We start from the raw sequence: 25,169 nt of genomic DNA, 5'->3' as shown, positions 1-25,169 counted from the left end.
ACAAAGAAGTTAACGAGAGGAAAGCAGGACTATGAGTACTACTCCACTAAGCTTCCAAGATATGATCTTGGCCCTTGAACATTATTGGGCAGATCAGGGTTGTACGGTTATGCAACCTTACGATAGCGAGGTTGGTGCTGGTACCTTTCATACCGCCACTTTGCTACGTAGCTTGGGGCCCGCTGCTTGGCGCACCTGCTATCCGCAGCCTTGCCGCCGTCCTGCTGATGGACGTTATGGTGAGAATCCCAATCGTATGCAGCATTACTATCAATTCCAGGTAGTACTCAAGCCTAGCCCTGCTGATTCTCAGGAGCTATATTTGGGATCGCTTACAGCAATTGGCCTTGACCCTGCAGAGCATGACGTCCGTTTTGTTGAGGATGACTGGGAAAGTCCTACGCTAGGTGCTTGGGGCTTGGGTTGGGAAGTCTGGATGGATGGCATGGAGGTTACTCAATTTACCTACTTCCAACAGGTGGGTGGTATTGAAGTTGACCCTGTTCCCGTTGAGATTGCCTATGGCCTTGAGCGTATTGCTATGTATGCCCAACAGGTTGATTCGGTTTATGACTTGGTATGGAGTTGGCTGCCTGACGGCACTGCTATCAAATACGGTGATGTCTTCCTTGAAAATGAGCGTGAGTTTTCGGCATACAACTTTGAGGTTGCCGATGTTCCTATGATGAGACAGAAATTTGATGACTACGAGAGGGAATGCCACGCCTGCCTTGACCGCAAGTTGCCGCTTCCTGGCTATGACTGCGTTATGAAGTGCAGCCATGCCTTTAATCTGCTTGACTCTCGTGGAGCACTGTCTGCTGTTGAGCGTGCAAACTATATTCTTCGCGTGCGCACACTTGCCAAAGCCTGCTGCGAGTCATATTTGGCAGAGGTTGCAAGCAAGTCTGATGCAGAAAAGAAGGAGGTGGCCTAAATGGCTGATAAGAAGGATTTTCTTCTCGAAATTGGTACTGAGGAAATGCCGTCCGCCCCTCTTTCCAACGCCGTTGCTCAGCTGGGAAAACTAGTGGACGAAGGTCTTGATGAGCTTGGGTTGTCTCACGGCAAGGTACGTATTATCTCGACGCCGCGTCGACTAGCTGCTCTGGTGGCAGACGTTGCTTGTGCTACCGAGGAGCGCAATGAGTCTCGTCGTGGACCCGCTGCACGCATTGCCTTTGATGCAGAGGGCAATCCTACCAAAGCAGCTCTTGGATTTGCTCGTAAACAAGGCGTGAATGCTGAGCAGCTGAGGCGGCATGTAGATGCCGATGGCAACGAGTATGTCTTTGCCGAGATTCACGAAGAATCTCGTCCGGCAGAGCCTCTGCTGACCCAACTATGTGAGCACATCATCTCGCATCTTGAATGGCCTAACTACCGTAGTCAGCGCTGGGGTTCTGAGCACGTGAGCTTTGTGCGTCCAGTTCGCTGGATTTGCGCTCTTCTGGGTAGTGAAGTTATAGATGTAACTTATGGTGACGTGACAAGCAGTAATACAACCCGTGGTCATCGCGTGTTAGGTGCGGGCGAGCATGTAGTCGCCGAGCCCAAGCTTTACGAAGATGTTCTGCGCTCTGCTTGTGTACTTGGTGAAGAAGAGCGTACAGCGGTTATTCGTAAGGGTATTGCTCAAATTGAAGCTGAGCGTGGTGGCGCACATGTTGATACGCCTCGCGCTACTTTCCAAGAGGTTGTCAACCTTTGTGAGTGGCCCTCGGTTATTGTGGGTAAGTTTGATGAGGAGTTTCTTGCTGTTCCTCATGAGATTATCTGTGAGTCCATGCTTTCCAATCAACGTTATTTCCCTATTTATGACAAGAATGGCAAACTTACCTGCGAGTTTGTTGTTGTTAGCAATGCTGACCCTCGCTGTGCTGCAACGGTTATCGATGGTAATGAGCGTGTGGTTAGGGCTCGTCTTGACGATGCAAAGTTCTTCTATGATGAGGACCTTAAGGTTCCGATGGATGAATTTGTTGAGCGTTTGAGCCAAGTTGTCTTCCAAGAGAAGCTAGGTAGCATGCGTCAAAAGGTTGAGCGTATGGAAGCTCTTGCTTTGGCAGCTGCACATCAGTTGGATGCTAATGAAGAACTGGCGCAGAAGGCACAACGCGCTGCACATCTTGCCAAGGCAGACCTTGTGAGCCAAGCAGTTATTGAGTTTACAAGTCAGCAAGGTGTTATGGGCGGCTACTACGCTGAGGCAGCGGGGGAGCCTGTTGATATTGCTGATGCAATTCGTGAACACTATCGTCCTCGTTTTGCAGGCGACAAATTGCCTTCTGGTGTTGTTGGGCAGCTTGTGGCATTGGCTGACAAAATTGATACCGCTTGTGGCATGTTTGCCATTGGTGAGCCGCCCACAGGCTCTGCAGACCCCTTTGCCGTGCGTCGTGCAGCAATTGGCGTGATTGCTATTCTTAAGGTTTTGCCCAAGCTTGAGCTTCGCAAACTTATTCATTGTGCGCTTTCTAGCCTTGCTGCACAGGGTATTAGTTTTGATGTGGCTGAAGTTGAGACGGATGTTGTCAAGTTTTTTGCAGGTCGTCTTGCTGCTATGGCCAAAAAAGATGGTATTGCTCCAGACACCATTGATGCTGTTTCTGCGGTAGGTGTAATTGACCCTGCGGAATTCTTTGCTCGCGCTCATGCTCTTGATGAGGCGCGTTCAAGCCAGCCTGAACTTTTTGATGATTTGGCGGTGGCATACGCCCGTGCTGCGCATCTTGCTGACAAGAATTTGGGTATTGAAGTTGACGAAACTTTACTTACTGAATCCGAATCTGTCTTGCTCCAAGCTTGTTGTGAAGGTGAACAGAATGTGGAGAAAGCGTTGGCTTCAGGTGACTATGAGGGGGCTTGTCGCTCTCTCGCGGCATTAAGAGAGCCCATCGACCGATTCTTTGATGACGTACTTGTCATGGACGAGGACACTAAGTTAAGGGAGAATAGGCTTCGGCTGTTAAACCGCTTTGCAAATGTCTTCGCAGACGTGGCGGATATCGGAGTACTTTCCCGCAAACGCTAGGTATGCACGCATTGTCATGTGTACAAAGTCGGACACAAAGGTCCGGTTTGAGAGGAAGGAACGCATTCATGCCTGAGGACTTCATCGGTGAGGAGATTGGGGAAGAGCCCCTTCCCGTCGTATTCGTTCTCTCTGACGCTCGCGGCAAGACTGCGGTCGGCGTCGTAGAGGCTGCGGCTGACCAGTTTGAGGATGGCGCGATTGTTGTTAAGCAGCTGGGCAATGTAAACAATGTTGAGATGGTTTGTGACTACCTTGACAAGAATCGCGAAGAGGATACACCTACGGCTGTTTTCCACACGATCGCTGATAAGAATCTTCGCCGTGATATTAGGCGCGAGCTCGACAGTAGGGGTATTCCTTCTGTTGACTTGCTCGGTCCTTCCATCACGGTTATTGCTAGCCTTACGGGTTCTGAGCCCGCAAGTATCAGTGGTCATCGTGCAGAAATTTCTGTGCAAGAGCTCGCATAACCTGCTCATATTGTGAAAAATTGAGCTAGACAGCAGGCCAATATTTCCTCGTAGTGCGGAAATGATGGTCTGTATGTCTGGCTTTATTAATTTGAATTCAGCTTAAGTGCTGGATTGCGCTATCATGCTGTTGTTGGTACAGGGGTAGCTTTGGCTGCCCAAAGCAACGAATCAAGGAGTGCGTATGGCTGAAAAGCACGTGTACCGGTTCGGCTTTGACGAAAACGGTAAGAATGTGACTGAGGTCGCAGGCGAGACCGTCGACAAGGCAAAGTGGATTACTGGTGGTAAGGGTGCAAACCTCGCCGAGATGGCCAATATTGGTCTTCCTGTTCCCCCAGGATTTTCTATTTCCTGCCAGACTTGTGTTGAGTATTCTGGCGCAGGCAATGTTTGGCCTGAAGGTGTACTCGACGAGATTGACGAGTACCGTAAGGATCTCGAGAAGCGTATGGGCAAGAAGCTCGGTGACGCTGAGGATCCTCTGCTGGTTTCAGTGCGTTCCGGCGCTCCTTTCTCCATGCCTGGCATGATGGATACGGTTTTGAACCTTGGTCTGAATGATGACTCTGTTCAGGGTCTTATCAAGCAGACTGACAATCCCCGTTTTGCTTACGACTCCTACCGTCGTTTTGTCCAGATGTTCTCTGACGTAGTTATGGGCGTTTCTGGTCAGCTCTTCGAGGATGCCATCAATGCCAAGAAGGCCGAGAAGGGCGTTAAGCTTGATACTGAGCTCGATGCTGATGACCTTAAAGAGCTTGTTGCTACGTTCAAGCAGATTTTTGCTGATAACGTTGATGTCGAGAAGTATCCTGAGATTGAGGTTGACGGCAAGGCTGTTTTCCCCCACGACCCCATCCTGCAGCTCCGTCTTGCCGAGCAGGCAGTCTTTGGTTCTTGGAATACCGAGCGCGCCATCCTTTACCGTAAGCAGAACAAGATTCCCGATGAGCTTGGTACTGCTGTCAACGTGCAGGTCATGGCCTTTGGTAACAAGGGCAACACCTCTGCTACTGGCGTTGCATTTACCCGCAACCCTGCTGATGGTACCAATGAGCGCTACGGTGACTTCCTAGTCAATGCTCAGGGCGAGGACGTTGTTGCTGGTATTCGTAACACTGAGCCTATCGCCGATCTTCCTCATGTCCCCGGTCTTGAGGAGGCAGGCAAGGAACTCTTCCGTGTCTTCGAGATTCTTGAGGATCACTACGCCGACATGATGGACCTCGAGTTCACCATTGAGCAGGGCAAGCTTTGGATGCTGCAGACTCGTGTTGGCAAGCGTACTGCTCTGTCTGCACTTCGTGTTGCTATCCAGATGGTTGAAGAGGGCCGTATCGACAAGAAGACCGCTGTTTCCCGCGTTGCTCCCGATCAGCTTGATCAGCTGCTCCACCCTCAGTTTGACTCCAAGGCAAAGTATGATGTCGTTGCTAAGGGTATGAACGCTTCTCCTGGTGCAGCCGTAGGCGCTGTCGTCTTCTCCTCTGCTGACGCTGTTGCTTATAAAGAAGCTGGCAAGCCCTGTGTTCTCGTTCGCTGGGAGACCACTCCCGATGACCTTGCCGGTATGGTTGCCGCTGAGGGCATCTTGACCTCCCATGGTGGCAAGACCTCTCACGCAGCAGTTATTGCTCGTGGTATGGGTGCACCATGCGTATGTGGTTGCGAGTCCCTCCAGATTGATGTCGCCAAGAAGGAAGCTACCATTGCTGGTACCGACATCGTTTTGAAGGAAGGCGACGTCATCTCCATTGATGGCTCCACGGGTAATATCATCCTCGGTGCCGTTGAGTTGGTTCGCCCCGAGCTCGCTGGTGACCTAGGTACCATCCTCGAGTGGGCTGACGAGATTTCTAATGACGAGTCCCTTGGTCGCGTCTTCAAGGTTCGCGCCAATGCTGACAACCCTGCTGACGCAAAGCTCTCCCGTGAGTTTGGTGCAACTGGTATCGGTCTTGACCGTACCGAGCACATGTTCTTGGGTGACCGCAAGCAGCTTATTCAGTCCTTTATCCTTGCCGAGGATCAGGCAACCAAGGACGAGGCTATTGCCAAGCTGTATGAGGCTCAGATTGGCGACTTCTACGAGATGTTCAAGGCCATGGATGGTCTACCTGTCATCGTGCGTCTGCTTGATCCCCCCCTGCATGAGTTCTTGGAGTCCCCGCGTGAGCTTGAGGTGTCTCTCGCACGCGCTGAGGCAAAGGGCGAGGATGTCAGCGAGGGTAAAGCTCTCCTTAAGAAGCTTGACAGCTATCAGGAAGCCAACCCCATGCTTGGCCTGCGTGGTTGCCGTCTGGGCATCGTCTATCCCGAGCTCAATGATATGCAGACCCGTGCAATCGCCACCGCTATGGCTCAGCTCAAGAAGGAGGGGCTCGATCCTCAGCCTGAGATCATGATTCCTCTTGTCTCTCTTGAGACCGAGCTCGAGCAGGTTCGCGCTCAGGTTGAGGCTCAAATCAAGGCTGTGAGCGAGGCAGAGGGTGTCGAGCTCTCCATCCCCGTTGGCACCATGATTGAGATTCCTCGCGCTGCTGTCATCGCTGATGACATTGCAAAGCATGCCGACTTCTTCTCCTTCGGCACCAATGACCTCACTCAGATGGGCTTTGGCTTCTCTCGTGACGACGTTGAGTCTGCTTTTGTTCCTCAGTATCTTGACCGTAAGATTCTCAAGTCCAACCCCTTCGAGACACTCGATCCTGGCATTGCTAAGCTCGTTAAGCTTGGTGTTGAGGGCGGTCATGAGGGCAATCCTGACATTGTTTGTGGTGTCTGCGGCGAGACCGGTGGTGACCCTGAGTCTATTCACATGTACTACAAGCTCGGCTTAGATTATGTCTCTTGCTCGCCCTACCGTGTGCCTATTGCACGCCTTGCGGCAGCACAAGCCAAGCTTGACTAGTTTGATTTTTGCATCAAACTGATTTTGGGAGGAGCCTCTCGGGGCTCCTCTTTTTTGTGAAATTGCACGTAGCTTATGTGATACGGCAGACAAAAACCTTTATTGGTACTTGTAAGGGGCTTGATAAACGCTTAAAATGACTCACAGTGTGTAAACATGCCATGTGCCGTGCTTGAGTTGGCGGCACCTCTGGACGAGAAGACAGGAAGTTTCATGGACTACATCAAGGCGATTGAGCGTCAGCAGATTCGTGAGGATATCCCCACCGTCATCGTTGGCGATAACGTCAAGGTGCATTACCGCATTAAGGAAGGCGAGCGCGAGCGTCTGCAGGTCTTCCAGGGTGATGTTATTCGCATTAGTGGCGAAGGTGCTCGCGAGACCTTTACGGTTCGTAAGCTTAGCTTTGGCATTGGTGTTGAGCGTACATTCCCCATGCACTCTCCCAAGATTGCAAAGCTCGAAGTTGTTCGTCATGGTCAAGTACACCGTGCAAAGCTGTACTTCCTCCGCGATCGCGTTGGCAAGGCTGCTCGTCTTCGCGAGAAGCGTATCTAGTTTTAGTGCAACAAAAAGAGTGCTTCAGCCGTCCTTCGGGGCGGCTTTTTTGTGCTATGGGCTTGCTGTGCTACATTTTATTTGAATAAAATGAGGGAGGATGTCTGTGGAGCATGCTGCGACAGCACGAGAGATAGCGGGGCTTTTTAAAACTGCCTCTCATGATGAACTAGATGACTTGATTTCTCGCTACGCAGAAGATCCGAGGAGTCAGGTGCAACAAGCGGTAAAAAGTGCACGTAGGCGTCAAGAACATTTCTTGCAGGAATGCAGCCGTGTGCAGGGGATGTATCGCCTGCAGAGAGAACTTGGTGGCTCAGGCATCATTGTGGGTGTAGATGAGGTGGGTAGAGGCGCAATAGCAGGACCTTTGACCGTGGCAGCAGTGGTATTGCCAGATGAGCCAGAGATTTTGGGTGTTAATGACTCCAAACAACTGAGTCCCCAGCAGAGACGCGAGCTTGCTTTACGAATTCAGACCGTGGCAGTTTCTATAGGTATTTCCCATATACCTGCTGATGTAATCGATAAACAGGGTATGGCAGCTTCGCTTAGACAAGCAATGAGTGAAGCTATTGTTGATACAGGGGTTGAACCAGACTCTGTTTTGATTGATGGAAATCCCGTTCATGCTCATCCCAAGGAGCGTACGATTGTTAAAGGCGATGCAAAGATTGCCTCAATTGCCGCAGCCTCGATTGTTGCCAAAGTGACACGAGATCAACTGATGATTGAGTATGGCAAAAGTTATCCTGAATACAACTTTGCTTCTTGTAAAGGCTATGGTTCTGCAGAACATATTGCCGCAATTAAGCGATTTGGACTCACACCTCTTCATCGTGTAAGTTTTTGCAGCAACTTTGTGGAAATGCCATCGCTTTTTTAAGAATATTTTTGTGCCACACTTTTGCGATTCTTGTCAGTTGAGATATTACTGCTGGACTGCCTTGTTATGCAGCTGCAATTGCAAGACTGCTTGCAGCTGAAGGTCAGCTTGGTAACAAGCAAAATCCAAGTTGCTTTCTTCAAAGTCTTATGAGGGACCGAGAAGGGAGAAATTTTGGAAGCAGCAGAGCGTGAAAAACCAATTTCAGAGTTGACTTCAAAGGAGCTAGGTCATCTAGGTGAGTGCTTAGCTTGTCGTTATTTAGAAAAAACTATTGGCCTAAAAATTGTAGAGCGTAATTGGATTTGTTCTGCTGGAGAGGCAGATATCGTTGCGATTGATGATAAGAAGCATATTCACCTCGTTGAGGTGAAAACACGATATACCACCAAGGAAGCTTCAGCGATATATCCTGAAGAGGCAGTTAATCAGGCCAAGCAACATCGCTATCGCGATATTGCGCTGATGTATCTCAGCGCTCATTCTCTTGAGACACAGGTGTATTTTAGCGTGCTTGCACTTAACGTATATGGTCAGCACAACGCCCATGTACGCTACATTCCCCATGCTTATGTGTGGGATGAATAAAATGGCAACACAGTCTCGATTTGCAGTACATACAGCAGTTATTAGGGGAGCCGAAGCTCTTCCTGTAACCGTAGAGGTATCTCTTGCTGCTGGAATTCCTGGGATGACCATTGTTGGTATGCCTGATTCCGCAGTCTTGGAAGCGCGGCCACGCGTGCGCTGTGCTTGTAAGGCATCTGCCTATGAATTGCCACGACTCCATATTACGGTCAATCTTGCTCCTGGAGAACTGAAAAAGCGGGGGAGTGGTTTGGATTTACCTATAGCGGTAGCAACTCTTGCTGCTACCGGACAAATTCCCCATACAGATCTAGATAACTGCCTTTTTGTGGGGGAACTCGCATTGGATGGTGGGGTAGCTGCTGTACGAGGAATGGTCGCTTATGCGCTTCTTGCCAATGAAATGGGTTTGGAGTTGATATCGGGGGCAGGAGAGGCTTTACCAGCAAATTTGGCATCACATATGAAGGTACTCACAAGCTTGAACCAGCTTAAACAGGGGGTGGACCGATTAGCTTATGACAAGCAAACTCAGTTTTTAGAAACCCCAAAGCTGTCAAATAGCCTTGATTTTGCCGATGTTATAGACCAAGAGATAGCCAAACGTGCTTTTTGCTTGGCTGCTACAGGCGGCCATGGTTTACTCATGGTGGGCCCTCCTGGGGCAGGGAAAACCATGCTTGCCAAGCGCCTACCCACTATACTCCCAAGCTTAGCTGCGGAAGAACAGACAGAGGTGCTGCTTATTCATTCCTTGGCAGGAGAACCCCTAGCTGAGGGTTTTCAAATGATTCGCCCTTTTAGATTACCTCATCATTCTATTTCATATGCAGGCATGGTGGGTGGTGGCAGACCTGTTATGCCTGGCGAGGTATCGTTAGCCCATCATGGCATTTTGTTTTTGGACGAGCTGCCAGAATTTGCTCCAGCTACCCTGCAAGCCTTACGCCAGCCCCTTGAAGATAAAGAAGTGCGTATTGTTCGCGTAGATGGTATTTATAGATTTCCCTGTGCCTTTCAATTAGTTGCTGCTGCCAACCCATGTCCCTGTGGTTATCTGGGTGATTTAGGGCATGTATGTACCTGTAGTCCTGGGCAAATCACTCGCTACCAAGGACGTATTGGCGGCCCTTTAATGGATCGTATTGATTTGCAGGTTAATGTGACACGACCTAAGGAATCGCGCGTTATTCAAGGGGAGTTAGGTACAAGTTCTACTCAGATGAAAGAGATTGTCTGTCAAGCTCGAGAGTTTTGCGCATGGAGAGTTGCACGTAATGAAAAATTGCATACAAGCAGCCTCGCTGAAATTGCCGCACTCGATCTTAAAGCTCAAAACACCTTGGAAGATATTGCTCGAAGAAAGTCTTTTGGAGGTAGAGCTATTTCACGAGTTGTAAGAGTAGCAAGGACAATTGCAGATTTGGACTGTCGGGATGAAGTAAACAGTACTGACATTATCGAAGCATGTTCGTATCGTACGATGAGTTCATAGAGAGGCAAAAGTATGTATACAAGTCATGAATTGCACTTAGGAGATGAAGCATATCCCACAGAATTAGAATTGTTAGAAAAGCCTCCAGATACTCTTTATGTGTATGGTGACCTAGATGTATTAGCAGAACGAAAACTCTCTGTAGTGGGTGCCCGGCAGGCAACTCCTTATGGTATTGCAGCTTCACGCATGGCAGGACGTGTTGCCGCTGAGTGCGGACTTTGCGTAGTTTCTGGTGGTGCACGTGGTTGCGATAGTGCCGCGGCACGTGCAGCTCTTGCCGCTGGTGGAAAGACCATAGTGGTCTGTGGAACAGGTGCCGATCTTGTGTATCCAGACAGTTCACGTGACGTCTTTGAGGGGGCCCTAGCCCAGGGTGGTGCGATAGTTTCTATGGAGTGTTGGGGTCGACCTCCCAAACGTTGGGCTTTTCCTAAACGTAATCAGCTCATTGCAGCTTTAGGAGAGGTTTTGTTTGTGTGTGAGGCAGGTGTTCGTTCGGGGACTACTAGTACAGCCGAGGTTGCGACAAATTTAGGACGAAGAGTTTATGCAGTACCTGGCTCAATTTTTTCGCCCCAATCAGTTGGTACGAATCGCCTTATTGCCGATGGTGCCGCAATGGTATGCAGTGAGCAAGATTTAGAAGCCATGATTGCTCTTGATTTTGGCTGTCTCCGCGCCTGGACAGGACAAATACCTGCAGAGGAGGGGAGAGTGCTGTCTGCTCTCATTGCCTCTGCTACGCGACCTGATGAGCTGGCTACGACTTTAGGCATGGATCCCCTCACGCTTTTGCGGACACTTTCTGAGTATGAGACCAAAAATATTGTTGAGCGACTTCCTGATGGTCGTTATGCTCCTACTGCTGACTATTTGAATACACGCGCTAGAATTGGACAAAATACAGGTCACCTATGACCGTTTTTCGATGAGCCTTCTTTGATTGGTTGATCCTATATGGCAGTAGTTGTTGATATTGTTGGCGGAGGTCTTGCAGGTAGTGAGTGTGCGTTGACACTTGCGCGTCGTGGTATCGCTGTGAGGCTTTATGAGATGCGTCCTCAAGTGCTATCTCCTGCACACAGAACGTCAGATTTTGCTGAGCTTGTTTGTTCCAACTCTCTTAAATCTCTTCGAGCTGATAGTGCGGCGGGGTTGCTCAAACGTGAACTCGTGCTCATGGGTTCTGCCTTGATTGAACTTGCCCTTAAAGCAAGCGTACCAGCAGGTGGAGCGCTTGCAGTTGATAGGGAGCAATTCTCGCAGCTAGTCAATGCTGCCATTGAAGCTGAGCCTCTTATTGAAGTTGTTCGCAAAGAAGTAACGAATCTTCCGAAGGGCTATGCAGTTATTGCTGCAGGTCCTCTTTGCTCACAGTCACTCTTTGAGGCACTTTCAGAAAAGCTTGGGGCAAGTCGTATGTCGTTTTATGATGCGGCCGCTCCTATTGTTGATGCGGAGTCTCTTGATAAAGAAATTATTTTTAGTCAGTCACGTTATGAAGAAGCAGGTAGTGGTGATTATCTCAACTGTCCTTTAAACAAAAAAGAATACGAGCAGCTTGTAGGAGAGCTTATCTCAGCCAAACGTGTGATTGCTCGCGATTTTGAACAAAAGGATCTCTTTAGTGCCTGTCAGCCTATTGAAGAAGTAGCCCGTAGTGGTATTGACTCCTTGAGGTTTGGAGCGCTTAAACCTGTAGGTTTGACCGATCCTCGCACAGGTCATCGCCCTTGGGCAGCAGTTCAGTTACGTGCGGAGAACGTCAATAAAACTGCTTATAACCTTGTAGGTTTTCAGACCAACCTTAACTGGGGTGAGCAAAAACGAATATTTCGTCTTATACCAGGTCTTGAACATGCAGAGTTTTTCCGTTATGGCGTTATGCATAGAAATAGTTTTGTGGACAGTCCACATGTGCTAGAACGCGGTTTTTGCGTACCTGGAACCCAAATTCGTCTTGCAGGGCAGATTACGGGTACCGAGGGCTATACCGAGGCGATTGCTTCGGGTCTGTTTGCGGCACTCAATACCTATGCAGCCCTTAAAGGCCTTGCAGCTCCAGAGTTGCCACCAACCGCAGCATTTGGTTCGTTGGTACACTACGCTTCAGATCCCTTTTGTGTTGATTACCAGCCCATGCATGTTAATTTTGGCATCGTACCTCCATTGGATGGTCCGCGTCTCAAAAAGCGAGAACGCTATGCTGCATATGCCAAACGTGCAAAAACAGATATGGAAGTCTTTGTACAAAATCGACAAGACCTTTTTGGTAAGTATGCAGGTACATGGCCTGATACAAACTGGGAAAATGCCTCTGTGGAAGGTCATGAGGACGCATGAATTCTATAGACGCTCAGAAAGAACAGCAAGGGCAGCAAGATTTTTCAGTATTGGTCAAGCAGTACCTAACCTATCTTAAAGACGTTCGCAATCTTTCTGTTCATACACTACGTGCTTATCAAGGTGATTTGGAAGCATACTGTGCCTGGCTTGAGCGTCAGCAGATTGATGGACTTGAAGTCTCTCACCGTCAAATTCGTTCTTGGCTTGCCGAGCAGGTACGTGCGCGCTATGCCCCATCTACCATTGACCGGAGGCTTTCTGCTATCCGCGATATATATCGTTGGCTTGTGAGAGAGGGTTTTACCGAAAAAGATTGTGCTGCAGCTGTTGCGAGTCCTAAAAGAGCAAAGACTTTGCCTCATACGCTTGATGCTGCTTCAGTAGAAAAACTTCTTGCTGCTTGTGATCTCAGCAGTAGTGAGGGAATACGTGACCGTGCTTATTTAGAATTATTAGCGGCGACAGGGGGACGTATCTCAGAAATATCTGCCCTTAATATATCTGACATCGATTTGGATCTTAAACAAGCTCGTCTTTTTGGAAAAGGTTCCAAGGAACGTATCGTTCCACTTTATCCTGAAGCTATTAAGCGTTTGCTTGACTATTATCAATTCGCGCGTCCAGCGCTGTTAGCAAAGGCGAAAGTACAAAGCGATGCTGATAGGCAGGCGGTATTTATCTCTACACGTGGTAAGCGTATGAGTGCAGATGCGTTGAGGGTACGTTTTTCGCACTATATCAAGCTGGCAGGTCTTGATCCTTCACTTACGCCTCATGCTATGCGCCACTCATATGCTACAGAGCTGCTTTCAGGGGGAGCAGATATACGTTCTGTTCAAGAACTTTTGGGGCATGCGGATCTTTCCACGACTCAAATTTATACACATCTTTCAATAGATCGTCTCAAAGAGGCGGCTCGCCAGGCACATCCAAGGGCAGATTAGTTGCGGATTTGGGCGCCTTGTGATGGCAAAATTGCTCTCAATGTGAGCTTGGTGCTGCTTAGCTAAGCTGTTATACTGTCTAATTGCTGTGCGTCCGCACAGTATATTTCACACGCGTGGCCACCCAAAAGCCATGGTGCCTAGGCTACAGCCATAACCTAGGTGGCTTAAGGGGATGACACCACGCGGAGGATCAACCAATGGAGGTTAAAGATGGCTAAGATTACTATTCAGACCTTACTTGATGCAGGTTGCCACTATGGTCACCAGACCCGTCGCTGGAACCCAAAGATGAAGCCTTATATCTTTGGTGAGCGCAATGGCATCTACATTCTCGATCTAAAGCAAACCCTTTTTGACGCTGACAAAGCCTATACCTTCCTCAAGGAGACTGCTGCTAAGGGTGGCAATGTTTTGTTTGTTGGTACCAAGAAGCAGGCTCAGGAGCCTATTTCTACTCAAGCTGCTCGCGCTGGTATGCCCTACATCAATCAGCGCTGGCTTGGTGGCATGCTCACCAACTTTGTAACCATGCGTTCTCGTATTGATCGTATGGAACAGCTCGAGGCTATGGTTGAGACTGGTGACATGGCTCGTCGTGGCAAGAAAGAGCAGGCCGTGCTTACCAAGGAGCTCGAGAAACTGCAGCGTAACCTTGGTGGTGTTCGTGATATGCGCGCCCTGCCTCAGGCACTCTTTGTTGTTGATACTAAGCGCGAGGAGATTGCCATCAAGGAGGCCAACCGTCTTCACATCCCCGTTGTTGGTCTTCTTGATACCAACTCTGACCCTGACGTGATTGATTACGGCATTCCTGCAAACGATGATGCTATTCGTTCCGTTGATTTGATGTGCCAGCTTGCTGCTGATGCAGTTCTTGCTGGTTCTGGCAAGGAGCAAATGACTGCTGCTGAGATGGCAGGCGAAGATGCCGCTTCCGTTGAGGCTGAGATGGCCACCGAAGCTCCTGCTGCAGAGTAATTCAGACCAACCAACAAATAGACCCTTAAAGGAGGTCACCATGGCACAGATTACCGCTGCTCTTGTTAAGCAGCTCCGCGAGATGACAAACTCCCCGATGATGGAGTGCAAAAAGGCTCTTGTGAAAGCTGATGGCGATATTGAGCGCGCAATTGACGTTCTTCGTGAGATGGGTGTAGCCAAGGCAGTAAAGCGTTCTGGTCGTGCTACCAATGAGGGTACTGTTGCTACGTACGTGTCCGAGGATGGCAAGACTGGTGCACTGCTTGAGCTTACCTGCGAAACCGACTTTGTGGGCACCAACCCCAAGTTTACTGGCTTTGCTGCCGATCTTGCCAAGGTCGTTGCTGAAAACGACCCTGCAGATGTCGATGCACTTAAGGCTTGCGCAATGGGCGAGGGTACCGTTGAGTCCGAGCTTACCGAGATGATTCATGTCATCGGCGAGAACATGAAGATTGTTCGTTTTAAGCGTATGACTTCCACGTGCGCTCTTGCTAGCTATATCCATCTTGGTGGCAAGCTTGCAGACCTTGTGTCCTTCTCTTTTGCTAAAGCAGAGACTGCTGCAAATGAGGATTTCAAAGCTTTTGCGCATGACGTTGCCATGCAGGTTGTTGCTGCCGACCCTGTTGCTGCACGCCGTGAGGATGTTCCCGCCGACCTGCTTGAACGTGAGAAAACCATTTATGCTGCACAGGCCGCTGAGTCTGGTAAGCCTGAGTTTGTTCAGCAAAAGATGATCGAGGGTCGTGTTAACAAGTATTACAAGGAAAACGTCCTTACCGAGCAAGTCTTTATCAAGGATTCTGATGTCACCATCAGTGAGCTTGCAAAGAAGGTTTCCAAGGCCGCAGATGATACCATCGAGATTCTCGGCTTTGAGAGATATGCTTTTGGTGAGACTGAGTAAGCTTTTATACACGTTAGGGGGCCGGCGCAAGTCGGCCCTTTTTTTATGCAACGAGACTCTACCGCCCACCTATGGGAAATGCGTTAGCTTTAATAACTTTGTTAAAATGTCGTACCAGGATACGAGGAGGTCATATGTCTGAATATAAATATGACAGGGTGCTGCTCAAACTCTCTGGAGAAGCACTGATGGGTTCAAAGGAATTTGGCATTGACCCAAGTGTTCCTGAGCGTATTGCTCGCGATATAAAACCTGCTTATGAGGCTGGTGTTGATATTGCCATCGTGGTTGGTGGCGGCAATATTTTTCGCGGTCTTACGGGTGCTGCGGCTGGCATGGATCGCGCTCAGGGCGACAATATGGGCATGCTTGCCACGGTTATAAATTCGCTGGCTCTCCAGGACACTTTTGAAAAGGCTGGTATGGATTGCCGTGTGATGAGTGCTATCGAGATGCGCTCTGTAGCTGAAACCTATATCAGACGCCGTGCTATTCGTCATTTAGAAAAAGGTAGGATTACGATTTTTGCTGCTGGTACAGGTAATCCATATTTCACCACTGATACTGCAGCTGCACTGCGTGCTTGTGAGATTGGTGCCGACGTTTTGATGAAGGCTACCAAGGTAGATGGTATCTACGACCAAGATCCCGTCTCGCATCCGGAAGCGATTAAGTTTGACACCATCAGCTACAACGAGGTTCTTACCCGTGACCTCAAAGTTATGGACGCCACTGCCACGGCGCTCTGCCATGATAATCACATGCCAATTATGGTTTTTAGCCTCGACGAAGAGGGTGTTTTTGACCGTGCCCTCCGCGGCGAGCCTGTAGGAACTACCGTTATCGAGGAGGACGCACAATGAGTGAGTTTACCGATTATGCCAACAAGCACATGGACAGGTGCATTGACAGTCTTGTAACTGGCTTTGCAAAGGTGCGCACGGGCAGGGCAAACCCCCACGTGCTTGATCCAATTAAGGTTGATTATTATGGTCAGCCAACGCCTGTTACACAGGTAGCAGCCGTAAAGGTTCCTGAGGCGTCTCTCCTTGTCGTGGAACCTTGGGATAAGAGTGCGCTGCATGCTATTGTTAAGGCCATTGAGGCTTCGGATTTGGGTATCACCCCTAACGAGGATGGTGTAGCAATACGTCTTCCTTTCCCTAAGCCGACCGAAGAGCGTCGTCGCGAGCTTTCAAAAGACTGCAGCAAACTTGCTGAAGAAGCGAAAATTGCTATCCGTAATGCGCGCCGTGATGCTAATACTCGTGTTGATCGTGCTCAAAAAGAGGATGACTTGCCCGAGGATGAAGCCAATCGCACTAAGAAAGCTATTCAAAAACTCACTGATGATTACACTAGAAAAGTCGACGAGCTGCTTAAGGCCAAGACTGCTGAAGTGATGGAGATCTAAGTGGAGCGTGACGAAGCAAAGCTTCGTGCCTATTACGGTGATGCTCCTTCCGATATCAATCTTGATGATGTTGACTTAACTCGTATTCCAAGTCATGTCTCCATCATCATGGATGGTAATGGACGTTGGGCACAGGCGCGAGGTTTAGATCGTACAAAGGGCCATGTGGCAGGCGTTGATTCCTTACGCGAGGCAGTTACTACTAGCGTGCGTTTGGGTTTTGATGTCCTGTCGGTCTATGCTTTTTCTACTGAAAATTGGCGTCGACCTCAACGCGAAGTTGATCTCTTGATGCATCTATTTGCAACAACTTTGGTTAAAGAACTTCCTTTATTCCATCAAGAGAATGTACGACTGCGTTTTTTTGGCGATCTTGAAGCATTACCTCGTGAGACGTATAAGGTGTTCCAAAAAGGTCTTGCAGAAACAGCTGATCACACAGGTATGACCTTTGCTTTGGCAGTGAATTATGGTTCGCGTGCTGAGATTGTTCGCGCTGCTCGTCTTTTGGCTCAAGACGTAGAGAATGGCAAGCTTTCTGCAGATGATATCGATAACGATATGTTTGCCTCGCGACTATATACTGCAGGTCTTCCTGATCCCGAACTTCTTATTCGTAGCTCAGGTGAGAAACGCCTGTCAAACTATCTGCTATGGCAGCTAGCCTATACCGAGTTTTATGTAACAGATACCTATTGGCCTGATTTTACGCGTTGGGACATGCTAAGGGCAATTCATGCGTTCCAAAATCGCAGCAGGCGCTTTGGGGGAGTGGTTAATAAGTGAGTAGCGAAGACAACTCCAATACAAACAAGCAAAGTAATACTCGCAATCGTGGCATTGACGCGGGTATTGCTCGTCTTGAGGCACATCGCAAGTCAACTGCGTCTTCGCGTGCAGAAGGCAAGCTTCGTGGACAGATAGCGCGCGGTAATGCTGAAAAGGTGTTGCAACGCACATTGTCTGGTGCTATCTATGCAATTACCATTCTCGTCTGCTTGTATTTGGGCACAATTCCTACTGCTGTCATTGTTGCTTTAATGGCATGGCTTTGTTGTTCCGAGTTTTTTCGCATGGTACGTATGGCGGGTCGTATGCCCAATGAACTTATTGGTCTTACGGCAGCCGCCCTTTTTCCGCTGGTACCTTTGACTGGTAAGTATTCATATCTAGTATTGGCAGTTTTTTTGCTTATTATGGCGAATGCTATTTGGTATGTGTTGACGCCACGCGCAACAGCAGCAGATGTTGCACTGTCAGTCTTTGGACCCATTTACACCTCGCTCATGTATGCCAGCATTGTCGCTATTCGTTGCGTTGACCCTGGCAATACAGGAGCTTTTTTTACGTTTGCTGTTATGGGTTCGGTATGGCTCAACGATGCTCTTGCTTATTTTGTGGGATCACGCTTTGGCAAGCATAAGCTAGCCCCCCAGATTTCTCCCAAGAAATCTATCGAAGGTTTTTGGGGCGGTATGGTCGGCGGTATTGTTCCTTGGATTATCCTTGCAATCCTACATGTTCGCGGTATGCATTTTGGACTAGCAATTGCTGTAGGGTTGCTTGTCTGTATTTCTGCTGTTGTGGGAGATTTATTTGAATCGCGCATCAAACGCGGCGTTGGCGTTAAAGATTCAGGAAATATTATTCCCGGGCATGGGGGAATGCTCGATAGAGCTGATTCCATGCTTTTTGCGGGAACTGTTGCTTGGGCCGCCTTGTTGTTAGGAGGCATTTTGTGAGTATCTTTGAAGATACATTACCCAAGAATCCTCGTCCGCGCCCACTGCGTGTAGCAGTTTTGGGCGCGTCGGGTTCTATTGGAACTCAAACTTTAGATGTTTGTCGACAGCACGCTGATAAATTGCGGATTGTTGCACTTTCGGTATGGTCTGCAACTGACAAACTTGTCTCGGCAGCGCGTGAATTTGGCGTTAAATACGTAGGTATAGGCGATAGATCTCATGCACATGATGGCGTACTTGATGGCCTGCCTGTAGGCTGTCAAATCTTTTCAGATGATGACGCTTCAACAGAACTCGCTATTCTTTCTGAAGTTGATTGTGTCGTGTCGGCTGTAGTTGGATTTGCAGGCATTCGTTGTGGATATGAAGCACTTAAGGCAAAAAAAATTCTTGCTTATGCCAATAAAGAGTCTATTGTTTGTGGCGGAGACCTTTTAATGCCTCTCGCAGGGCCAGGTCAGCTTATTCCTGTTGATTCTGAGCATAGCGCTATCTTCCAATGCTTGGTAGGTGAGCGTACGCGCGATATACATTGCCTATGGCTTACTTGTTCAGGAGGTCCTTTTTATGGCAAAAAACGTGAAGAGTTAGCAGGTGTAAAAGCTGCAGATGCTTTAGCACACCCCACGTGGGCTATGGGACCTAAGATTACGATTGATTCGGCTACACTTGCCAATAAGGGTCTTGAAGTACTTGAAGCGCATCAGCTTTTTGAGGTCTCGATTGATCAGGTGCGTGTACTTATTCAGCAACAAAGTCGTATTCACTCGATGGTAGAGTTCAGCGATGGTGTTGTCATGGCTCAGCTTGGACCGTCTGATATGCGTCTACCCATCCAATATGCACTAAGCTATCCTGAGCGCTGGGAAACTCCTGCTCCTCGTATTGACTGGTGTAGTGTTCCGGCCATGAGCTTTGGTGAAGCTGATGAGGATACTTTTGGTTGCCTCGCTTTGGCAAAACGTGCAGGCAAGCAGGGTGGCACTGCTCCTTGCATTATGAATGCAGCCAATGAAATAGCGAATCTCGCTTTTCGTCAGGGTCGCTGTGGTTTCCTTGATATCGAGCATATTATCCGCTCCGTTATGGATGAGATGGATAGTAGCGTTGTTGAAAGTATCGAGCAACTTGTCACTATCGATGCAGAAGCTCGCAGGCGTGCCACAAATATTCTTGAGAGGTGTGGCGCTTAATGGGAGCTGTATCTGCGGCATTTTGGGGACTTCTTATTCTCTCTGTACTTGTGACTGTCCATGAGGCAGGGCATTTTCTTGCAGCACGAGCCTGTGGTATGCGTGTCACAGAGTTTTATTTGGGTATGCCCAGCCGCTTTCACTTGGCAAAGAAGTCAAAAAAATATGGCACAGAATTTGGTGTTACTCCACTGTTATTAGGTGGTTATACCAGGATTTGTGGTATGGAAAATTCTGGTGATAAACATTTATCTGAAGTTTTTGCTTATGTGCAAAAGCAAGGTCGTACTGACTCAGCTCAGATTGCCGATGCCCTTGCCATCGATGAAGAAGAAGTTGAAGCCAATCTGAACATTTTATTTGATTGGGCCGCTCTTCGTGATTGTGGCATGCTCGAGCAGGGTGAAAAAAGCGTATTGGTCGCAAGTACGCTTGCTCGTGATCCTCAAATGCTTACTGAATATGATCGTGGACACAACTTTGAGCTTAAAGGTAGTACAGCAGAAGGGGAGGCACGTCCTCTTGTCGATGCAAAGGCAGCTCTTGAGTTTGAACGTGCTCGTACCTACGATGGGAAGGGCTTCTTTAAGCGTTTCTTCTGTCTTATTGCAGGTCCCGCAGTCAATATTGTTTTGGCCTTTTTGGTTGTTGTGGGTGTTTCCATGGCAACAGGCTTTGAGGTCGCATCTGGTACCAATGAAATTGGGGGTGTGACCAGTGATAGCTTGGCACAAAAAGCTGGCCTTAAGGCGGGCGATAAAATTACCGCGATTGATGATATCGCAGTACAAAATTGGCCAGAGATTGTCGATGCTCTAGGCAAAGAGTTTAAAAATCCTCAGCCTTTTGAGTTGAGCTATGAACGTGCTGGCAAGCAACAAAAAACCACTATCGATTTGCCACGTGATGGAAGTGTCAAGTTGATTGGTATTGCTGCTAAGACCGTGCATATCTATCCCAATTTTTTTGAAGCATCGCATATGGCTTGGTCGTATGTCCAGATAATTGCAGACTCTGCTGCACGCCTTATCATGCCCCAGCACACAGTTGAAGTGCTCTCTCAGTCATCCTCAGTAGTTGGCATTTCGGTTATGGCATCTGAAGCAGCACATTCTGGTATTCACAGCTTGCTCATGTTTGCTGCGTTAATTTCAATGTCTTTAGGCTTTATGAATCTGTTGCCCATTCCCCCTTTGGATGGTGGCAAGATTTTGATTGAAATAATTCAGGCAATTATTAAGAGACCTTTATCCCTCAAGGCAAAGGCTATTTTGAGCTATATCGGGCTTGCGTTGTTGCTGGCACTATTTGTCTTTGCTGTTGGTAATGACGTTTTTCATTTCATCATTCACTAATATCACAGCTTAGATGTTTAAAGGGGAGAGGTATGAGTGGTGAGCTTCCTCATAACAAGACACGTCGAGTCATGGTGGGCTCTGTTGCGGTTGGCGCTGGTGCACCTGTATCGGTGCAGTCAATGTGCAATACAAAAACAGATGATGCAAAGGCCACACTTCAGCAAATTGATGAGTTTGCAACAGCAGGGTGTGAAATTGTGCGCGTAACTTTGCCATATGCTGCAGCCATTCCTGCATTTGAACGTATCTGTGCGGAGAGTTCTTTGCCTGTAGTGGCAGATATCCACTTTGACTACAAGCTTGCTATTGCAGCTATTCATGCTGGAGCAGCTGCTATTCGCATTAACCCGGGCAATATTGGTTCTTTTGATCGCGTTGATGCAGTCATTGATGAGGCAGGTACTGCTGGTACTGCAATTCGTATTGGTGTCAACGCAGGCTCTCTGGATAGGGAAGTAGACGCTCGAGAGGATTTGAATCTACCTCAGAAGCTTGTCGAAAGTGCTGTGAGCTTTTCTCAGCATTTTGAAGAGCGTGGTTTTAACAATTTTGTGCTTTCAGCAAAAGTCCATGGAGTACCCGAAACCATTGAAGTCAATCGTATGCTCTCGCAAGCGCTGCCTGAAGTGCCTCTGCATATTGGTGTGACCGAAGCAGGTACTGCTCGTCAAGGCACAGTCAAAAGCGCTATAGCACTGGGAACTCTGCTTGCCGAAGGTATCGGTGACACAATGCGTGTTTCTTTGACAGCAAATCCTGTAGAGGAAGTACGTGTGGGTTGGGATATCCTTTCTTCGTTGGGAATTCGTCGTCTTCATCCTGAGCTTGTGAGCTGCCCTACCTGTGGTCGCACTCAAGTCAATCTTATTGAGATTGCTCGCAAAGTTGAGGATCGTCTGCAGACATTACGCATACCCATTTCTGTAGCAGTTATGGGTTGTGTGGTGAACGGTCCGGGAGAGGCGCGCAGCGCTGATATTGGTGTTGCTTGCGGTAGGGGAACAGCGATGCTGTTTGCCAAAGGTGAACCCATCCGCAAAGTAGCTGAAAAAGATATTGTCGAAGAGCTGTTTGCTGAAATTGCCCAACGCTGGCCCGAAGCTTAAGGCTAGTATGGGTGAGCTTATGTTTTGAACGGAAGGATTTTTGGATGATGAACTACATGAGGATGTCGCGCCTCTATGCTCCGACTCTCAAGGAAGATCCTACAGAGGCTGAGCTTGCGAGTCATCGACTCCTTTTGCGTGCAGGTATGATTCGCAAAGAAGCTGCAGGGCTTTATGCGTATTTGCCCCTTGCTTGGCGCTCTATCCGCAAGATTGAAAATATCTGTCGCGAAGAGCAGGAGGCAATCAACTCCCAAGAGATGATGGCGCCTATTCTGACTGACGCTGAACTTTGGCATCAGTCTGGCCGCTGGGACGCTTATGGTCCGGAGCTCATGCGTTTTTCAGACCGCCACGACCGTGAATTTGCCCTTGGTCCCACTCATGAGGAGACTTTTACCGACTTGGTGCGTAGCGAGCTTCGTAGCTACAAGCAGTTGCCTGTAACACTCTATCAGATTCAGGATAAATTTCGTGATGAGTTACGTCCTCGCTTTGGTTTGATGCGCGGCCGCGAGTTCATCATGAAAGACGGTTATTCTTTCTCAGCTACCCAAGAGTCGCTACAAGAGTGTTATGACGAGCAGAAAAACGCCTATGCGCGCTTCTGTGCGCGTTGTGGTTTGCGTGCGCTGCCTGTAGCTGCTGACTCTGGCCAAATCGGTGGTGATACCTCCGTTGAGTATATGGCATTGGCTGATGCGGGCGAAGCTGCGCTTGTCTATTGCGATGAATGTGGTTTTGCAGCTGATACGGAGGCTGCAACAGCTCACTGTGAAGTAATTGATGATGCTGTGGCTGAGTTAACGCATATTGAGACACCTGATATCTCGAGTATTGCAGATTTAGCTACTTTTCTTGGAGTACCCGAGGCGCAAACTCGCAAAGCAATTGCTCTCATTGATAGTGATGGTAAACCTTGGATTGTTATGGTTCCTGGTGACCATGAGATAAATGATGTCAAAACTAGTCATGTCTTTGGTGAGTATCATCTTATGACTGATGAGGAACTTGAGCTTGCTGGTCTTCAGAAAGGCTTTATGGGACCAGTAAATGTGCCTGAAGGCGTTTTTGTGGCTGCAGATATAGCACTTAAAAATTCGGCATCTTGGCTTGTGGGCGCTAACGAGACGGGTTACCATTTGCGCTCTGCTCAGCTGGGCCGTGATTTTGAGATTAACCAGTGGGTTGATGTGATTACAGCCAAAGCTGGAGACACATGTCCCAATTGCGGGCACGTGCTTTCGGGAGCTCGTGGTATTGAGTGTGGGCAAGTATTCCAACTAGGTACCAAGTATTCTGAGGCGATGGGAGCTACGTTTACTGATGCCGATGGCAAAGAAAAGCCACTTATTATGGGTTGCTATGGTATCGGTATTTCTCGCACGCTTGCAGCAGTAGTTGAACAACATCACGATGAAGCAGGTATTGTATGGCCTGTTTCTGTTGCTCCTTATGAGGTCGAGGTTGTCTCTCTAGATGCCAAGGGCGAGGTTTTTGAGGCTGCAGAGAATGTAGCTACCAAGCTTGCTGATGCGGGTCTGGATGTTTTGCTTGATGATCGCAAAGAGCGCCCTGGAGTCAAATTTGCCGAAGCAGATTTGATGGGATTCCCTTGGCAGGTAGTTATTGGTAAGCGCGGTCTTAAGACAGGTATGGCTGAGGTGAAGTGTCGCGCAACGGGAAAACGTCAGGATATTGCGTTAGATGAGCTTGTGGTCTGGCTGGGTGAGCAGATTGTTCCTGCGCGTATGGGTCTTTTGGCCAAGTAGTATGGAATTTCAGGAATCTGTAGCGTCAAGCAATCGCAAAATTTTTTTGAAAGATTGCTTGACGTGAATTTCTGCTCTGCTATAGTTACTAACGCACCAACGCACGGGGATATAGCTCAGCTGGGAGAGCGCATGACTGGCAGTCATGAGGTCAGGGGTTCGATCCCCCTTATCTCCACCACGAATTCGCAGGTCAGAGCCGAAGCTCTGACCTTGTTTCTTGCCGAAGTGACACAGAGTGACAGAAAAATGATGAAATTTTTTGAAGCTGGTCAAAAATGTGGCTTTGCGAGATGTTTTCAATAAGGTGTAGGATGATGTCATAAGCTTTCCTTTCTTGTTTGTTAGGTGGCTTGCAGACTCCCCGTGCATCCGTCAAGGTTTCGGGGGAGCCTATTTTTATAAATCTGCCTTTAATCGCTTAAATGATCTTGCATCTGATGGATGGAGAGCGTGATGAACGTAATTACTATTGGGACTGGGAGCAAAGCAATAGACCGCTTTCCCGCATATGATGCTTGTTCTGAGTTTGATATGCCAAAAAATGCATCTGAAGGAGTTGACGTAGACTGGCAATATGCGACCTTTGTCCCAATTTCAAAAATTGCTGCAATTGCTGCTGTACAGCTTTGTGGGGAAACGAATGGCGCGCGGCAAAGATATAATTTTCCTCCCGATAATGCCAACGGCTATTTTTCAAGAATAAATTATTACCGTGTCCTTAATATTGCACATAAAGAAGACTTCACTCGTCACAGTCCATCCGGCAGATTTGTTCCATTGTCACGTGTTCCTATTAATGAACTAACAGCTGATGTAAACGGTATTGCATCTCAGTTGCGAGATGTCATAATTTCTCACTTGCAAATTAGCCAAAGTCTAGGTGATACGTTAGATCTCTCGTTTGGCGAGATGATTGACAACATCATCCAGCATTCGCGAGCTAATTCAGACGGTATAGTTGGAGCGCAGTATTACTCGGAGGACCACTATATCGAGGTTTGTGTGGCTGACTGTGGGGTTGGAATAGCTAAGTCAATGGGTGACAACCCGCTTTATGCAGGACTCTCCGACAGAGAACTTGTTTCAAAGGCGTTCCAAGTCGATACGGGAGAATGGTTTGGTGTTGCACCAGCCGGCTCAAATAAAGTAAGCGGCGGGAAGGGGTTATCTTTTGCCGCCAACCTTGCGAAGGTTACAGGCGGTCACTTGTGGGTTATTACAAGGAATGTGGCCCTACATATCACCAGTGATGGTGAAGAAGTACTCAATGGACTTTTTTATCCAGGGACATTCATTATATTAAGGGTTCCCGAAACATGCGATGTAATACGTGCCTGCGACTTGTCCTTGCCAGGAGGCAATGGCGTCGTGAGGTGGGAAGTCGGAGAGGGGTCATATACCGAACTTGAAGATGATATTTTATGGTAAACGAATTGAGAATTC

At 48.4% G+C, this 25,169-nt stretch carries 22 protein-coding genes and 1 tRNA gene; all 23 read left to right on the top strand.

Annotated features, from left to right (window positions below; all coding sequences use genetic code 11):
- Window positions 1-31 precede the first annotated feature (31 nt).
- Window positions 32-937, top strand: coding sequence for a glycine--tRNA ligase subunit alpha (locus HMPREF9069_RS01505; RefSeq protein WP_021625333.1), 906 nt, complete (start codon window positions 32-34; stop codon window positions 935-937).
- On the top strand, window positions 938-3,034 hold the full coding sequence (gene glyS, locus HMPREF9069_RS01500) for a glycine--tRNA ligase subunit beta (RefSeq protein WP_021625332.1): 2,097 nt from the start codon (window positions 938-940) through the stop codon (window positions 3,032-3,034).
- 68 nt (window positions 3,035-3,102) lie between these two features.
- Window positions 3,103-3,507: a kinase/pyrophosphorylase gene (locus tag HMPREF9069_RS01495; RefSeq protein ID WP_021625331.1), complete on the top strand. Its 405-nt coding sequence runs from the start codon at window positions 3,103-3,105 to the stop codon at window positions 3,505-3,507.
- Between the two features lie 184 nt (window positions 3,508-3,691).
- Window positions 3,692-6,421, top strand: a complete 2,730-nt coding sequence (gene ppdK / locus HMPREF9069_RS01490; protein WP_021625330.1) for a pyruvate, phosphate dikinase — start codon at window positions 3,692-3,694, stop codon at window positions 6,419-6,421.
- Window positions 6,422-6,634: 213 nt separating this feature from the next.
- Window positions 6,635-6,979 (top strand): 50S ribosomal protein L19, encoded by a 345-nt coding sequence (gene rplS / locus HMPREF9069_RS01485; RefSeq protein WP_035438037.1) that lies wholly within the window; start codon window positions 6,635-6,637, stop codon window positions 6,977-6,979.
- 100 nt (window positions 6,980-7,079) lie between these two features.
- Entirely contained in the window at window positions 7,080-7,865 is a 786-nt protein-coding gene (gene rnhB / locus HMPREF9069_RS01480; RefSeq protein ID WP_021625328.1) for a ribonuclease HII, read from the top strand.
- Between the two features lie 174 nt (window positions 7,866-8,039).
- Window positions 8,040-8,453 carry a YraN family protein gene (locus HMPREF9069_RS01475; RefSeq protein ID WP_021625326.1) on the top strand — a complete coding sequence of 138 codons (414 nt, stop codon included), beginning with the start codon at window positions 8,040-8,042 and terminating at the stop codon, window positions 8,451-8,453.
- A gap of 1 nt (window position 8,454) precedes the next feature.
- A complete protein-coding gene (locus HMPREF9069_RS01470) occupies window positions 8,455-9,948 on the top strand; it encodes a YifB family Mg chelatase-like AAA ATPase (RefSeq protein ID WP_035438035.1) in 1,494 nt (497 codons plus the stop codon).
- Window positions 9,949-9,960: 12 nt separating this feature from the next.
- On the top strand, window positions 9,961-10,869 hold the full coding sequence (locus HMPREF9069_RS01465; RefSeq protein WP_021625324.1) for a DNA-processing protein DprA: 909 nt from the start codon (window positions 9,961-9,963) through the stop codon (window positions 10,867-10,869).
- Between the two features lie 39 nt (window positions 10,870-10,908).
- A complete protein-coding gene (trmFO, locus tag HMPREF9069_RS01460; protein WP_021625323.1) occupies window positions 10,909-12,294 on the top strand; it encodes a methylenetetrahydrofolate--tRNA-(uracil(54)-C(5))-methyltransferase (FADH(2)-oxidizing) TrmFO in 1,386 nt (461 codons plus the stop codon).
- Window positions 12,291-13,241, top strand: a complete 951-nt coding sequence (locus tag HMPREF9069_RS01455; protein ID WP_021625322.1) for a tyrosine recombinase XerC — start codon at window positions 12,291-12,293, stop codon at window positions 13,239-13,241. Before trmFO ends, HMPREF9069_RS01455 begins: the two co-directional genes overlap by 4 nt.
- Window positions 13,242-13,454: 213 nt before the next feature.
- A complete protein-coding gene (gene rpsB / locus HMPREF9069_RS01450; protein ID WP_021625321.1) occupies window positions 13,455-14,222 on the top strand; it encodes a 30S ribosomal protein S2 in 768 nt (255 codons plus the stop codon).
- A 40-nt stretch (window positions 14,223-14,262) separates the two neighbouring features.
- A complete protein-coding gene (gene tsf, locus HMPREF9069_RS01445) occupies window positions 14,263-15,135 on the top strand; it encodes a translation elongation factor Ts (RefSeq protein ID WP_021625320.1) in 873 nt (290 codons plus the stop codon).
- A gap of 134 nt (window positions 15,136-15,269) precedes the next feature.
- The gene (pyrH, locus tag HMPREF9069_RS01440) at window positions 15,270-15,998 is read left to right on the top strand and encodes a UMP kinase (protein ID WP_021625319.1); all 729 of its coding nucleotides are present in this window, start codon (window positions 15,270-15,272) and stop codon (window positions 15,996-15,998) included.
- A complete protein-coding gene (frr, locus tag HMPREF9069_RS01435; protein ID WP_021625318.1) occupies window positions 15,995-16,549 on the top strand; it encodes a ribosome recycling factor in 555 nt (184 codons plus the stop codon). The genes pyrH and frr overlap by 4 nt, the downstream gene beginning before the upstream one ends.
- Window positions 16,550-17,335 (top strand): undecaprenyl pyrophosphate synthase, encoded by a 786-nt coding sequence (uppS, locus tag HMPREF9069_RS01430; RefSeq protein ID WP_021625317.1) that lies wholly within the window; start codon window positions 16,550-16,552, stop codon window positions 17,333-17,335.
- Entirely contained in the window at window positions 17,332-18,291 is a 960-nt protein-coding gene (locus tag HMPREF9069_RS01425; RefSeq protein WP_021625316.1) for a phosphatidate cytidylyltransferase, read from the top strand. Before uppS ends, HMPREF9069_RS01425 begins: the two co-directional genes overlap by 4 nt.
- Window positions 18,288-19,487: a 1-deoxy-D-xylulose-5-phosphate reductoisomerase gene (dxr, locus tag HMPREF9069_RS01420; RefSeq protein ID WP_021625315.1), complete on the top strand. Its 1,200-nt coding sequence runs from the start codon at window positions 18,288-18,290 to the stop codon at window positions 19,485-19,487. Before HMPREF9069_RS01425 ends, dxr begins: the two co-directional genes overlap by 4 nt.
- Window positions 19,487-20,842, top strand: coding sequence for a M50 family metallopeptidase (locus HMPREF9069_RS01415; RefSeq protein ID WP_021625314.1), 1,356 nt, complete (start codon window positions 19,487-19,489; stop codon window positions 20,840-20,842). Before dxr ends, HMPREF9069_RS01415 begins: the two co-directional genes overlap by 1 nt.
- Before the next feature lie 32 nt (window positions 20,843-20,874).
- Window positions 20,875-21,951, top strand: a complete 1,077-nt coding sequence (gene ispG, locus HMPREF9069_RS01410) for a flavodoxin-dependent (E)-4-hydroxy-3-methylbut-2-enyl-diphosphate synthase (RefSeq protein WP_021625313.1) — start codon at window positions 20,875-20,877, stop codon at window positions 21,949-21,951.
- A 44-nt stretch (window positions 21,952-21,995) separates the two neighbouring features.
- The gene (locus HMPREF9069_RS01405; protein WP_021625312.1) at window positions 21,996-23,723 is read left to right on the top strand and encodes a proline--tRNA ligase; all 1,728 of its coding nucleotides are present in this window, start codon (window positions 21,996-21,998) and stop codon (window positions 23,721-23,723) included.
- Window positions 23,724-23,828: 105 nt separating this feature from the next.
- Window positions 23,829-23,904: transfer RNA gene (locus HMPREF9069_RS01400), tRNA-Ala, on the top strand.
- A 275-nt stretch (window positions 23,905-24,179) separates the two neighbouring features.
- Window positions 24,180-25,154 (top strand): ATP-binding protein, encoded by a 975-nt coding sequence (locus tag HMPREF9069_RS01395; RefSeq protein ID WP_035438032.1) that lies wholly within the window; start codon window positions 24,180-24,182, stop codon window positions 25,152-25,154.
- The last annotated feature ends 15 nt before the right edge of the window (window positions 25,155-25,169 follow it).

The sequence above is a fragment of the Atopobium sp. oral taxon 810 str. F0209 genome, from assembly GCF_000466405.1.
Classification (GTDB): Bacteria; Actinomycetota; Coriobacteriia; order Coriobacteriales; family Atopobiaceae; genus Olegusella.
The sequence above is the reverse complement of the archived record's forward strand: the minus strand, read 5'-3'. Positions and strand labels throughout refer to the sequence as shown.

Bases quoted from the DNA above. Each gene is read 5' to 3' on its own strand.
- HMPREF9069_RS01505 (WP_021625333.1), top strand. From the start codon at position 32: ATGAGTACTACTCCACTAAGCTTCCAAGATATGATCTTGGCCCTTGAA.
- glyS (WP_021625332.1), top strand. From the start codon at position 938: ATGGCTGATAAGAAGGATTTTCTTCTCGAAATTGGTACTGAGGAAATG.
- HMPREF9069_RS01495 (WP_021625331.1), top strand. From the start codon at position 3,103: ATGCCTGAGGACTTCATCGGTGAGGAGATTGGGGAAGAGCCCCTTCCC.
- ppdK (WP_021625330.1), top strand. From the start codon at position 3,692: ATGGCTGAAAAGCACGTGTACCGGTTCGGCTTTGACGAAAACGGTAAG.
- rplS (WP_035438037.1), top strand. From the start codon at position 6,635: ATGGACTACATCAAGGCGATTGAGCGTCAGCAGATTCGTGAGGATATC.
- rnhB (WP_021625328.1), top strand. From the start codon at position 7,080: ATGTCTGTGGAGCATGCTGCGACAGCACGAGAGATAGCGGGGCTTTTT.
- HMPREF9069_RS01470 (WP_035438035.1), top strand. From the start codon at position 8,455: ATGGCAACACAGTCTCGATTTGCAGTACATACAGCAGTTATTAGGGGA.
- HMPREF9069_RS01465 (WP_021625324.1), top strand. From the start codon at position 9,961: ATGTATACAAGTCATGAATTGCACTTAGGAGATGAAGCATATCCCACA.
- trmFO (WP_021625323.1), top strand. From the start codon at position 10,909: ATGGCAGTAGTTGTTGATATTGTTGGCGGAGGTCTTGCAGGTAGTGAG.
- HMPREF9069_RS01455 (WP_021625322.1), top strand. From the start codon at position 12,291: ATGAATTCTATAGACGCTCAGAAAGAACAGCAAGGGCAGCAAGATTTT.
- rpsB (WP_021625321.1), top strand. From the start codon at position 13,455: ATGGCTAAGATTACTATTCAGACCTTACTTGATGCAGGTTGCCACTAT.
- tsf (WP_021625320.1), top strand. From the start codon at position 14,263: ATGGCACAGATTACCGCTGCTCTTGTTAAGCAGCTCCGCGAGATGACA.
- pyrH (WP_021625319.1), top strand. From the start codon at position 15,270: ATGTCTGAATATAAATATGACAGGGTGCTGCTCAAACTCTCTGGAGAA.
- frr (WP_021625318.1), top strand. From the start codon at position 15,995: ATGAGTGAGTTTACCGATTATGCCAACAAGCACATGGACAGGTGCATT.
- HMPREF9069_RS01415 (WP_021625314.1), top strand. From the start codon at position 19,487: ATGGGAGCTGTATCTGCGGCATTTTGGGGACTTCTTATTCTCTCTGTA.
- ispG (WP_021625313.1), top strand. From the start codon at position 20,875: ATGAGTGGTGAGCTTCCTCATAACAAGACACGTCGAGTCATGGTGGGC.
- HMPREF9069_RS01405 (WP_021625312.1), top strand. From the start codon at position 21,996: ATGATGAACTACATGAGGATGTCGCGCCTCTATGCTCCGACTCTCAAG.
- HMPREF9069_RS01395 (WP_035438032.1), top strand. From the start codon at position 24,180: ATGAACGTAATTACTATTGGGACTGGGAGCAAAGCAATAGACCGCTTT.